We start from the raw sequence: 11,903 nt of genomic DNA on the forward strand, positions 1-11,903 counted from the left end.
CGAAGGACGAACCCGGAACCCAGGGGAGGCGCATCAGGCATTGAGTGGCGCCAGCAACGTCTATGTGGCCCTGGGTTCCGGGTTCTTCGCTCCGCTCAGCCCCGGAATGACGAACCGAGGGACCGATCGGCTCGACTGTCGATGGAGCCCAGACGTTAGGCGCGCTTCCTGACGAAGACCGTCCCGGCCGAATAGCCGGCGCCGAAGCTGCAGATCAGTCCTGTATCGCCCGCCTCGAACCCGTCGTTGTGCAGGTGGAAGGCGATGATCGACCCGGCCGAAGAGGTGTTGGCGTAGTCGTCCAGGATGATGACGTTCTCATCCGCCGAGGGTTCGCGACCCAGCACCTTCTTGCCGATCATCGTGTTCATGTTGATGTTGGCCTGGTGCAGCCACAGGCGCTTCAGCTCGTGCGGATCGAGGCCCAGTTCGCCCGCGTGATCCACGATCATGTCCGACACCATCGGCACCACGTCGCGGAAGACCTTGCGGCCCTGCTGGATGAACAGCTTGTCGTTCTGGACGCTGTCGTCGGCCTCGGGGCTGTCCAGATGCGCGGTGTCGCGCGCGTTGCGGTTCAAGAAGCCGAAGTTGTTGCGGATATTGTTCGAGAAGGTCGTCTTCAGCCGCGTGCCGAGCACGTCCCAGCCGCCGGGTCCCGCCGTATCCGACGACTCCACGATCACCGCCGTCGCCACGTCGCCGAAGATGAAATGGCTGTCGCGGTCGGTGAAGTTCAGGTGGGCCGAACAGACTTCGGGGTTGACCATCAGGACCGCCTTGACCGAGCCGCCGGCGATGAAGTCCGCCGCCGTCTTGATGCCGAAGGTCGCCGAGCTGCACGCCACATTCATGTCGAAGGCGAAGCCCTCGATGCCCAGGGCCTGCTGAACCTCGATCGCCATGGCCGGATAGGCGCGCTGCATGTTCGAGGCGGCGCACAGGACGGCGCCGATCTCTGAAGCCGGCTTGCCCCAGGCCTCAATCGCCTGACGCGCCGCCTTGACCGCCATCTCGGCCAAGATCGAGATTTCGTCGTTGGAGCGTTCGGCCAGGTTCGGCGCCATCCGCTCGGGGTCGATGATCCCGGCCTTGTCCAGCACGAACCGGCTCTTGATGCCCGACGCCTTCTCGATGAACTCGGGCGAGGAATGCGACTTGGCCTCCAGCTCGCCGGCCTCGATCTGGGCGGCGTGGCGCGCGTTCCAGCCGTCGGCCCAGGTGTTGTAGCTGTCGACCAGTTCGGCGTTCGAGACCGACTGTTCGGGGGTGAAGAGGCCGGTGGCGGCGATCACTGCATTCGACACTTTTTTGTTCCTATCGCTCGACGCGCGGCGTCTCGCTGCTTGAGGAGATATTGGTTCCTATCGCTCGGCCCGCGGGGCCTCGCTGCTTGAGGAAGGTCCGTTTCCTATCAGAACGCGTCAATAGGACGGCGGCGGCTTGCGGTCGAGACTGGCGATGATGCCGGCGGCCCAGCGCTGGACCTGGCCGCGCGGCGCCCTGGGCGTCGGCTGGTCGCGCGCGGCGATCAGCCGGTCCACCAGATCCTCGGCCTCGCACGGCCAGCCCTCGGGCGTGACATACAGGGGATAGGCGATCAGGGCGGCGTGGACCAGGTGATCGACGCCGGCGCGGCGGCTGCGGCGTTCGAACGTCAGCCGATCGTCGGTCAGCCCCCATCCGGCATAGAAGGGCCGGCCATAGACCGACACCGCCTTGCCCCGCATCAGGGCCTCAAACCCGGTCAGGGAGGTCAGGGTCGCCACCCGTCGACAGGCGTTCAGACAGTCGACGATATCCAGCCCGTCTCCCACCGCATCGACCGAGGCCATGGCCCCGGCGTCCAGCCGCCCCGGCCGGTTGCCCGCCAGCACGTCGGGGTGATTGCGATAGACCAGAAAGGCCTCCGGATGATCGCGCCGCGCCGCCTCCACCAGGGCCGAGTTGGTGTTCAGATCGGCTTCGCAGCCCAGCAGGATCGACTTGTCGTTCTCCACCTGGCCAACGACCAGCAGGATGTCGCGATCGACAGGCCAGTCCGTCGGCGCCTGGCCCCGCAGATTGTATTTCGACAGGCCGGCATCGACCACGCGCGTCCGGAGGGCGGCGGCCCGCGCCAACTGCACCGGCGACAGGTCCGAGGTCTCGATCAGGGTTTCCAGCCGCGAGGGCCGCGACGGATCGTAATAGACCCCCTGATCGTCCAGGGCGACCGACAGGGCGCCGACGAAATCGGACCCCAGACCCCGCGAACGGATGAAGCCGTCCTCCATCCGCACCGTCGGGCCCCCAGTATCTTTGGCGAACGCAGCCGCCGCCTGACGCGTCGCCTCGCTCTCCTTGCCCGCCCACCAGATCAGCCGGCCGTCGGTCGCCTTGGCGTGGGCGGCGGCGCGCGACGGCGACATGAAATAGCGCATCGACGCCTTAGGCGAGTTCAGCAAGCGGCGCACCGGCGGGCGTTTGGCCGGCGCAAACCCCACCGCCGACCATGAACCCGCCAGTCGGTCGGCGCGGTCACGCAGGGCGATCAGCCGCTCCAGCGCCTGCTCGGCCTCGCACCTTTCGCCCGTCACCGGATCGACATAGCGGCTGTAGGCGATCAGGGCGGCCGCCGCGACCTGTTCGATCGACGGCGAGACGCCGCGCCGTCCCGTCTGGACCGCATCGGTCGTCAGACCCCAGCCGGAATAGAAGGGCGCCCCGAAACACCGCACTGGCAGGCCGCGCAACAGCGCCTCGAACCCCAGGGCCGAGGTGACGCAATAGACCGCATTCACCGCCGACAGCAGTTCGGCGGGCCGTACATCCGTATCGACCAGGGTGACGCCGGCCAGATCCGTGACGCAGCCGCGCTTTTTCCCCGCCGCCACGGCCGGATGGCGTTTGACGATCAACTGGGCGTCCGGTTCGTCGCGCCGGGCGGCGGCGATCATGTCGTCAAAGCTCTGAGCCGTGGCGAGCCCACAGGCGATGGAGGCGTCGCCGAACGTCTGGTCCACGATCAGCACGCGCCGACCCGGCTTCAGCAGAACCGGATCCAGCGGCCCGCCCATATTGGTCTTGGACACGCCCGACGCCACGATCCGGTCGATCAGCCCCCGCGCCCGCGCGATCATGGCCGTATCGCACCATTCGTCCGCCGTCTGGATCAGTTGCTCCAGCCGACTGGGCCGCGTCGCATCATAATAGACGCCCAGATCATCGACGATCAGGCTGAGACTTGTCGCGCCCGCCTCGCCGATGCCGACCGAACGCAAAAACCCGTCCTCCAGCGCCACATAGGGCCGCCCGTTCCTCTCGGCCCATCGTCGCCCCGCCGCCGCCGTCGGCTTCATCCCCCAGCCCAGCACCGCCTGCACGTCCTCCCCCGGCAACCGACGCAGATCGTAGTCGGCCAGAAACACGTCGAGGAACGGGACCTTCAGCACGCCGGGCGCACAGACCCAGGCCGGAATTTTCGAAGGCGTGTCGGAGTGTAGGGGCAAGGCGGGTCCGCTGTGGTTCGCCGCGAGCTTTACGGCGGTTGCGTCGACGCGACTAGGCCCGATCCGCCCGCGCCAGCAAGGCCTTCGCCTGCTCCAGATGCAGCCGTTCGACCATCGCCCCGTTCACGCGGATCGCGCCTTGACCCTCGGCGTCTGGTGCGTCGAAGGCGGCGACGATCGCTTGCGCATCGGCGATCTCGGCTTCGGACGGCGAGAAGGCGGCGTTGGCGGTCGCGATCTGCGACGGGTGGATCAGGCTCTTGCCGTCGAACCCGTACAGACGTCCCTGCAATGCTTCGGCCGCCAGGCCTTCGGCATCGTCGATGCGGTTGAACACCCCGTCGATGGCCAACAAGCCGTTGGCGCGCGCGGCGGCGACCAGCATGGCCAGCCACGGCTTGAACGGCTCGCGATCCGGCGACGCCCCGGTCCCCAGCGCCTTGGCCAGGTCGTTGACCCCCAGCATCAGCCCGTCCAGCGCCCCGTCCGCCGTGGCGATATCGGCCAGGGCCATCAGCGCGCGCGGCGTTTCGATCATGGCCCACAGGGCGCAGCCCTTGGCCAGGCCGGCGGACAGGGCGTGCACGGCCTCGGGCGTCTCCACCTTGGGCGCGACGATCAGCGTGGCCCCCGCCGCCTTCATCGCCGTCAGGTCGTCCAGCCCCCACTCGGTGTCCAGCCCATTGATCCGAACGCCCAGGCGCGGCCCAAACCCGCCGCCCCGAATCGCCGCGACGGCGGCGTCACGCGCGTCGGCCTTGGCCTCGGGCGCGACGGCGTCTTCCAGGTCCAGCACGGCGACATCGCAATCCAGCGTCCGCGCCTTCTCGATCGCCCGTCCATTGGAGGCGGGCAGATAAAGCACGCTGCGGACCCGGTCGCTGCGCATCAGACCCGGCCCGTGACGGGCACCAGGGCACCGGTCATGGCCCGGCTCTCGGGCGAGGCCAGGAACAGGATCACCGCCGCCAGATCGGCCGGCGCGACCCAGGTCGCCGGGTCGGCGTCGGGCATGTCCTTGCGGTTCGCCGGCGTGTCGATGATCGACGGCAGGACGGCGTTGACCGTCACCTTTGTCGCCTTCAACTCCTCGGCCAGCGCCTGGGTCAGGGCGTGGACCCCGGCCTTGGCCGCGCCGTATGCCCCCATGCCCGCGCCGGCCTTCAGCGCGGCGGCCGAGCCGACGTTGACGATCCGACCCTCGGGCGAGGCCTTCAGCGCATCCAGCGCCGCGCGGCTGGCGTTGACGGCGGTCGCGACGTTCAGCGCGTGCATTCGGTCCCAGGCCGGTTCCGCATCGTCGGTCGTCTGCCAGACGAAGCCGCCGGCGATGTTCAGCAGGGCGTCCAGCCGTCCGAACCGCGCGATCACGGCGTCGACGGCCTTCTGCGCCTGGCCGGCTTCCGTCAGATCGACCCCGCCGATCTCCAGCACGCCGTCGGGCACGGTATGGCCCTCGGCATGGTCGATGACCGCGACCTGCCAGCCGGCTTTCAGCGCCGCCTCCAGCACCGCCCGGCCCAAGACGCCGTGTCCGCCCGTGATTGCGACTGTTCGCTGCATCATCCGATCCTCCATGTCGCCGGGGACCATAGAGCCGGCTGCGGCCGGATCAACCGGCCCCGATCAAGCGTCGGCGAACACCTTCGCCATCAACCGCTCCAGCGCCTCCTGATCGTCCGTATCGAAGGCGGCCGGCGTGGTCGCATCCACGTCGAACACCGCGATCAGCGCGCCCGAGGCGTCGCGCACCGGAACCACGATCTCGCTGGCCGAACGGCTGTCGCAGGCGATGTGGCCGGGAAAGGCGTGGACGTCCTCGACCAACTGCGTCCGGCCCGTCGCCGCCGCCGCGCCGCACACCCCGCGTCCGAAGGCGATCCGCAGGCACCCCAGCGTTCCCTGATACGGCCCGACCACCAGCTCCTGGGGCTTGTCCGGCGCGACGACATAGAAGCCGGTCCAGAAATAATGATCGAAGGCGTCGGCCAGCATCGACGCCACCGTCGCCATTCGCGCCGTCACATTCGGCTCGCCGTCCAGCACGGCCAGGACTTCCGCCTCGACCTCCAGATAGCGCGCCGCCTTGTCGGCGGGACGATCGTTGCGGGCGACATAGGCCATGGAAAACCTCCGGAGCGGGACAGGCTGGCGATATAGGCGAGCGCTTGCCCGAAGGGGAGGGGCGCCGTCATTCGCCGCCGCTTCGCCGGGAACGCTTCCGTGCGCCCCCGTGTTGGCGCTGGGAGACAGAAACGGAGGCTCCCGTGACATCCACCCCTTCACGATCGCTCAGCCTGATTGCCGCCCTGATGCTGTCGGCCGCCGCGGCCGCCTGCGGTCAAGACGCCGGCGCGCCTGGACCCGTTGACGCGACGCAGACCCCCGCGCCGGCCGCACCCGAGCCGATGGCGCCGCCTCCGGAACCGGCGAAGATCAACACGAACCCTGCGACCTCGTCGTCAGCGTCAGCGACCCCCACGGCCTCGCGCAAGTCCTGTTATCTCTCGGTCGATGGCAAGGTTCTGCTCGACGAGACTTGCCTCGTCTACCCGTTCGGCGACGGCGGCTACACGATGAACGCCTGGTCCGAGGGCAAGCCTAAGAACTCCCATTTCGCCGTCGTCGTCCTGATGGCCGACGGCTCGGCCGACGCCACCTGGAACGCCGACCCCGACGACGACAAGGCCGGCGATCGTCTCGGGACCGTGCGCCTGGACGGCGACTGCTGGATCAACGACCGCGCGCGCATCTGCGTGCGGTAATCACGCGCCACGCCACGTGCCAAACGCGCGCCCGGCGCCTCAAGCTTGAGCGCAAGAGATTGGTTTATCCCAAACAATCCGGCTGGGACGAAACGTCCCAAGGCCAAAATGTGGTTGACGACAACGCGAAACACCTTCGATTTGTGCGCCGGAGTTGCGTCGCGGGGGCGCAGTAGAGTCGTCGGCCGCAGGCCGCAGGGGGTAGGTTTTGAGTTTCAGTTTCAAGGGCGGTCTGCTGGCCGCAGCGGCGGGCGTCGCGATCATGGTGGGCACGACGGCGGCGGCGCAGACCGCTCCGGCGCCCACGGCCCCGGCCGGCGGCTTTTACATGGCCAACGGCACGCGCACGACGAACTATCAAACGGCCATCGCGTCTTGGCGCGCGGACAGCCAGTTCGCGGTCGATTATTCCAAGGGCTTCCTGGGGCTGGAACACGCCTACGCCATGGGCCTGAGCGGGCGCGGACAGACCGTGGGGGTCAATGACGCCGGCGTTTACATGGCCCACCCCCTGTTCGGATCGGCGGGCAAGGTGACAGGCCTGCGCAGCCAGGCGGTCGCCGGCTATGGCAACGACGGCATGATCAATCCGCGTCGCCAGTGGGAAGGTCACGGCACCCACGTGTCCGGCACCATCGCCGGCGATCGCGTGGCGGGCCAGCCGATGTTCGGCAACGCCTTCAACGCCAAGCTTTACGCCGCCACCGCCAACTTCTCGGCCGGTGACTTCCTTTGGTACAAGGACGCGATCATCGACGGAAAGATCGTCGCCACCCAGAACCAGAACATCGTCGACCTGGCCAATACCGGTCAGGTGCGCATCATCAACAACAGCTGGGGCAGCGGCAACTCCCTGCCTTTCAACGCCTCGCTGCCGACCGTGCTGGCGTCGTTCAATCGCAACTACGGCGACTTCTACAAACCGGTTTTGGACAAGGACGTTCTGGTCGTCTTCTCGGCCGGCAACGGCTATGGCGTCCACGCCGGGATCGATGCGGCCGCACCGCTGAATGATCCGCGCCTGCGCTCCAACTGGCTGTCGGTCGCCAACTATTCCAGCTTCACCGCCGCCGACCCCTCGACCAGCTTCTGCGGTCAGACGGCGACCTGGTGCGTCGCTGGACCGGGTTCGGCCGTCGTCTCGTCGGTGCCCGCTTATACGATGGACCGGGCGGGCATCCTGGCCCTCTATCCGCGCGCCAACTACGCCAGCCTGTATTCCGCAACTACGGTTACCGCCCTTCAAACCGCGTCGGTGAACCAGTTCATCGGCGTTCTAAACGCCTATTTGGCCGCTCGCGCCGCTGGTGGCCCGACCTACAATGAAGACGCATGGCGCCGCGAAGTCGGACGTCAGGCGGCTGCCATCACCTTGGTTTCGGGGGCGCGGCTGGGTGATCCGGACGGCTTCACCTCCGTTCTGGCAGGGCTACTGACCTCGACCAACAACATGGCGCTGCTGACCCCGGCCTTCTCGGGCGCGGTTTTGCAGTACGCCAATGACGAGCTTCAGCGCGTGCTGAACCAGTACATCAAATATACGGGCGGCGGTTATGCGGCCTACACCGGCACGTCGATGGCGGCGCCAAACATCTCGGGCTTCGCGGCCCTGCTGATGGAAAACTTCCCCGAATATTCGACGGCGCTGATCTCGGACATTCTGGTGTCCAGCTCCAAGGATCTGGACGCGCCGGGTGTCGATCTGCGCTCGGGGTGGGGCGCGCCGCAGATGGACGTGGCCCTTCGCGGACCGACGGCGTTGCGCGACACCCGCGACGTCACCGTCGCCGTGGGCACAGTCGATATCTGGAGCAACAACATCGGCGATGCGCGCGACCGCTATTCGGCCGAGGTCAAGGCCAACTTCGGCAATGACATCGGCGGTCTGGTCAAGAAGGGCGGCGGTCAGCTGATCATGACGGGCGCCAACGACTACAGCGGCCCGACCCGGGTCGAGGGCGGCCTTCTGACGGTCAACGGCAGCCTGCTGCGATCCAGCGCCACCGTCGGCGGCGTCGGCATGATCGGCGGCACCGGTCGTCTGGCGAACCTGACAGCGGAAAGCGGCGGCGTGGTGTCGCCCGGCGACGGCGTCAATCCGTTCGGAACCCTGACGGTCGCCGGCAACCTGAATTTCAAGCCGGGCTCCTTCCTGTGGATCCGCTCCAGCGTGAACGGCGCGGCCTATTCTCGCCTGAACGTGGGCGGCACGACCAAGATCGACGGCGGCCAGGTCATCCTGAAGGCCGACAATGGTGAATGGAATCTGCGCACGCGGATGAACATCATCAACTCGACAGGCGCGGTGACGGGCACGTTCAGCGGCGCCCAGAGCGATCTGGCCTTCCTGGCCCCGGTGCTGACCTATTCGACCAACGGCGTGGTCCTGACGGTCCGGCGCAACGATGTGACCGTGGCTTCGCTGGGTCGGACGGACAACCAGCAGTCGGTCGGCGGCGCGCTTGACGTCATGATCAACAACACCGCGACCGGGACCAACCACGATCTGTCGCTTGAAAACGCCCTGCTGGACGCCAGCGTGCCTGCGGTTCAGGGCGCGCTCAGCGGCCTGACGGGCGAGGTCCACGCCACCCTGGGCGGCCTGGCCGTTTCGGACACCCGCGTCATCCGCGACGCCATGTCCGAGCGCGGACGCAGCCAGGGCGCGGCCACCTACGTCGGCAACGGCGTGTCGGTCTGGGGCAGCGGCGTCTTCGGCAACGGCCAGGGCTCGGCGCGTGACGGCCTCGCGGGCTTCCGCAACGAAGCCTCCGGCTATCTGGTCGGGGCCGAAAAGGCGCTGGCGAACGACGTCCATGTCGGCGTGGCGCTGGGTGAAACCCGCTCGGAACTGCGCTCGCCGCGTCTCAGCTCGACCGGCCGGGTCACCAGCGAGCAGATCGGCGTGTATGGCGGCGCCGGCGTCGGCGACTTCCAGATCCGCGTCGGCGGATCGTGGGCCAGCGCCGATGTCCGCACGGATCGCACGGCCCAACTGAACGCCTTCACCAACGCCCTGGTCGGCGACTACGACGGCGACGTCTGGCAGGCCTATGGCGAGGTGGCGTGGAGCCGCGCTGTCGGCGGCACGATGTTCGAGCCCTACGCCGGCTACAGCCACGTCGAATACGACGCCGACGTTGTTGAGACGGGCGGCGACGCCGCGCTGTCGGGCAATGTGAAGCAAAAGGCCGATCTGTTGACCGCCGGCTTCCGCACCCGCACCGTGCTGGCGGGCGGCGAGGGGCGTGCGCGTCTGTCGGCCGTGACCCACCTGGCCTACACCCATGACCTGAACGGTGACGGGCCGGTCTTCGACGCCGCCTTCGCCGACGGCCCGCGCTTCCTGATCGACGGAGCCAATCCTGGCGACGACGTCATCTCGGGCGGTCTGGGCTTCAACATCCAGGCGACCGAACGCACCGCGATCGAGCTGGGCTATACCGGCCTGTATAAGGACGAGTATCGCGACAACCGCATCTATGGTCGGTTCAGCGTCAAGTTCTGATCTGAAGTCAGGATAAGACGGCGGCGGCCCCGATCTTCGATCGGGGCCGTTGTTGTTTGCGCCTAGTTGGTCTGGGCGGACAGGGCGTCGTTGTCCTGGGTGAACGGTCGATCCCGCTCGGCCGTGCGGTTTTCGATCCAGACACCCCGGCGCCCCGTCACCCGCTCGACCGCCTCCACCGCGCTGCGAATAAAGACGGCCGGGCTTTCCGCTTCATTGGAGCGTCGAACGGGTATCGCCGGATCGCCCTCCAGCAGGGTCGAGGCATAGACGTTCAACTGATGCCCCCGGCGCCGTCCATCGCGATACGGAAACAGGCACAGGGTGTAGTGCTGCTCGATCCGCGCCTGCACACGCTGAACCGCCTCCGCGCGCCAGCTCGCGCTCGTGCACATCACCGTTCGCGGCGCGCTCAACCAACCGGCGGGGGCGCGTGTCGCCGGCCCTTGCAAGCCAAAGGCGCTCTGCGCTGTCGGATCGACCAGGGTGAAGCGGCCAGCCGACCGCGGCGCATCGGCCATGTTTAGCTGACGATAGGTCGCTTGCATCGGCAGACGATCGAGATGGCGCTGCAGGGCTTGCGCGATTTCACGACCGCTGCGCGACGTCTGGAAATCCACGATCGCATAGGCTTGATCTATGCTTTGCCGATCCGTCCGCACGGACTGAGCCGCAGCGCAGGACGCCTGACCCAGCGCAATCAGCGCCACAAGCGCCGCAGACCGTCGAGAGATCGCCATAGGCCATCACGTTCACGACCGACTGATCTGTCAAGGCGTGCCTCGATATGGGTTTCGGGACCACTTGAAACCGGATCGAGCGCTGAACGAATTTGCACAGACTTTCTGCGACCAAAACTCCGCTGATCACCGGACAATGCCTCAACCGGTTTTGGATCTGGGTCGGCTGTAGTGCGGCGCGGCGCCAAGAGAGGGAACGACTCGAAGGCTGCCTCAGTCTGACATGCATTGGCTGAGTTTAGGCGGCTAGGCGAATGCGATCCCCTACGCGCTAACCCACCTCGTCGCCGACAGGCTGGTGGGTGAAGCCCTTTGTCCCGCTCAAGGACTTGGCGTCACGGCTGATTTCGACGTCGCTTTCGGCATAGGCGATCAGCAGGCGCGACAGGTCTTCCAGCGCGCTTTCGTGAATGCGTTCATAGCCGTGGCTGGCGTCGATGCCGAAGGTGACCAGGGCGGTCCGGATGTCGGCGCCGGCTTCCAGAGCCGAAGCCGAGTCCGAGCGATAGTATCGGAAGACGTCCTTCTGGTGCGGGATGTCGTGGTCGCGGGCCAGTTGAACCAATTTGCGTGACAGGTGCCAGTCGAAGGGGCCGGTCTGGTCGGCCATGGCGATGGTGACGCCGAACTCCGACGAGTTCTGGCCAGGTGCGGTCGTGCCGTTGTCGACCGTCACCATGGCGGCGACATCCGGGATCAGCACGGACGAGGCGCCCAGCCCGACCTCCTCGGCGATCGTGAACAGCCACCAGGTATCGACCGTCGGCGTGCGATCTTCGCGGATCATGCATTCCAGCGCGGCCAAAAGGGTGGCGACGCCCGCCTTGTCGTCCAGATGGCGCGAGACGACGAAGCCGGTATCGACGAACTCGGGCTGCGGATCGATGGCGACGATGTCGCCGACATCCACGCCCAGGGCCAGGGTGTCTTCGCGGCCGTGGGTCACGGCGTCGATGCGCAGTTCGACCTGGGCCCAGTTCACCGGCTGGGTGTCGACCTCTTCGTTGAAAGTATGGCCCGACGCCTTCAACGGCAGGATGGTGCCGCGATAGGCGCCGCCCTCGGAAAAGATCGTCGCCCGCGCACCCTCGGCGAAACGCGACGACCAGTGACCGATCGCGACCAACTCCAGCCGGCCGTTCGCCTTCACCTGTTTGACCTGCGCGCCCAGGGTGTCGACGTGGGCGACGATGGCGCGCGCCGGTTTTGGCGTCCGGCCCGGCAAGCGTGCGCGAAGGGCGCCGCGGCGGGTCATCTCATAGTCGAGGCCCAGCCGCTCCAGTTCGCGGCACAAGAGCCAGACCGCCTCGTCCGTATAGCCGGTCGGGCTGGGCGTGTTCAGCAGGTCGGCCAAACGGGCCTTCAGGTAGTCGAGGTCTATCGCGGGGCGGGCCAAGGG

General features: G+C 67.3%; 9 protein-coding genes. 2 read left to right on the forward strand and 7 right to left on the reverse strand.

All coding sequences use genetic code 11. The annotated features are described in order from the left end of the window. Nucleotides 1-155 precede the first annotated feature (155 nt). The 5 genes from VH88_RS00970 to VH88_RS00990 form a co-directional block, all read right to left on the reverse strand. Nucleotides 156-1,307: a beta-ketoacyl-ACP synthase III gene (locus VH88_RS00970; RefSeq protein WP_156146715.1), complete on the reverse strand. Its 1,152-nt coding sequence runs from the start codon at nt 1,305-1,307 to the stop codon at nt 156-158. 117 nt (nt 1,308-1,424) lie between these two features. After that, nucleotides 1,425-3,491, reverse strand: coding sequence for a capsular polysaccharide biosynthesis protein (locus tag VH88_RS00975; RefSeq protein WP_231576541.1), 2,067 nt, complete (start codon nt 3,489-3,491; stop codon nt 1,425-1,427). 52 nt (nt 3,492-3,543) lie between these two features. Continuing rightward, nucleotides 3,544-4,380 (reverse strand): CoA ester lyase, encoded by an 837-nt coding sequence (locus VH88_RS00980; protein ID WP_045809598.1) that lies wholly within the window; start codon nt 4,378-4,380, stop codon nt 3,544-3,546. After that, entirely contained in the window at nt 4,380-5,057 is a 678-nt protein-coding gene (locus VH88_RS00985) for an SDR family NAD(P)-dependent oxidoreductase (protein ID WP_045809665.1), read from the reverse strand. The genes VH88_RS00980 and VH88_RS00985 overlap by 1 nt, the downstream gene beginning before the upstream one ends. Nucleotides 5,058-5,117: 60 nt before the next feature. Beyond that, nucleotides 5,118-5,615, reverse strand: coding sequence for a GAF domain-containing protein (locus VH88_RS00990; RefSeq protein WP_045809599.1), 498 nt, complete (start codon nt 5,613-5,615; stop codon nt 5,118-5,120). A gap of 143 nt (nt 5,616-5,758) precedes the next feature. Between VH88_RS00990 and VH88_RS00995 the strand changes: the two genes are divergently transcribed. Further along, nucleotides 5,759-6,256 carry a hypothetical protein gene (locus VH88_RS00995; RefSeq protein WP_156146716.1) on the forward strand — a complete coding sequence of 166 codons (498 nt, stop codon included), beginning with the start codon at nt 5,759-5,761 and terminating at the stop codon, nt 6,254-6,256. A 208-nt stretch (nt 6,257-6,464) separates the two neighbouring features. Next, nucleotides 6,465-9,764, forward strand: a complete 3,300-nt coding sequence (locus VH88_RS01000) for a S8 family serine peptidase (protein ID WP_045809601.1) — start codon at nt 6,465-6,467, stop codon at nt 9,762-9,764. A gap of 62 nt (nt 9,765-9,826) precedes the next feature. Here the strand turns inward: VH88_RS01000 and VH88_RS01005 are convergent, their stop codons facing one another. Together VH88_RS01005 and VH88_RS01010 are read right to left on the reverse strand one after the other, a co-directional pair. After that, nucleotides 9,827-10,504 (reverse strand): hypothetical protein, encoded by a 678-nt coding sequence (locus tag VH88_RS01005; protein ID WP_045809602.1) that lies wholly within the window; start codon nt 10,502-10,504, stop codon nt 9,827-9,829. A gap of 271 nt (nt 10,505-10,775) precedes the next feature. After that, nucleotides 10,776-11,900 carry an osmoprotectant NAGGN system M42 family peptidase gene (locus tag VH88_RS01010; RefSeq protein ID WP_045809603.1) on the reverse strand — a complete coding sequence of 375 codons (1,125 nt, stop codon included), beginning with the start codon at nt 11,898-11,900 and terminating at the stop codon, nt 10,776-10,778. Nucleotides 11,901-11,903 lie beyond the last annotated feature (3 nt).

Origin of the sequence: Brevundimonas sp. KM4 (assembly GCF_000964075.1) — a bacterium.
In the GTDB taxonomy this organism is placed as follows: domain Bacteria; phylum Pseudomonadota; class Alphaproteobacteria; order Caulobacterales; family Caulobacteraceae; genus Brevundimonas; species Brevundimonas huaxiensis.

Bases quoted from the DNA above. Each gene is read 5' to 3' on its own strand.
- VH88_RS00980 (WP_045809598.1), bottom strand. From the start codon at position 4,380: ATGCGCAGCGACCGGGTCCGCAGCGTGCTTTATCTGCCCGCCTCCAAT.
- VH88_RS00985 (WP_045809665.1), bottom strand. From the start codon at position 5,057: ATGATGCAGCGAACAGTCGCAATCACGGGCGGACACGGCGTCTTGGGC.
- VH88_RS00990 (WP_045809599.1), bottom strand. From the start codon at position 5,615: ATGGCCTATGTCGCCCGCAACGATCGTCCCGCCGACAAGGCGGCGCGC.
- VH88_RS01005 (WP_045809602.1), bottom strand. From the start codon at position 10,504: ATGGCGATCTCTCGACGGTCTGCGGCGCTTGTGGCGCTGATTGCGCTG.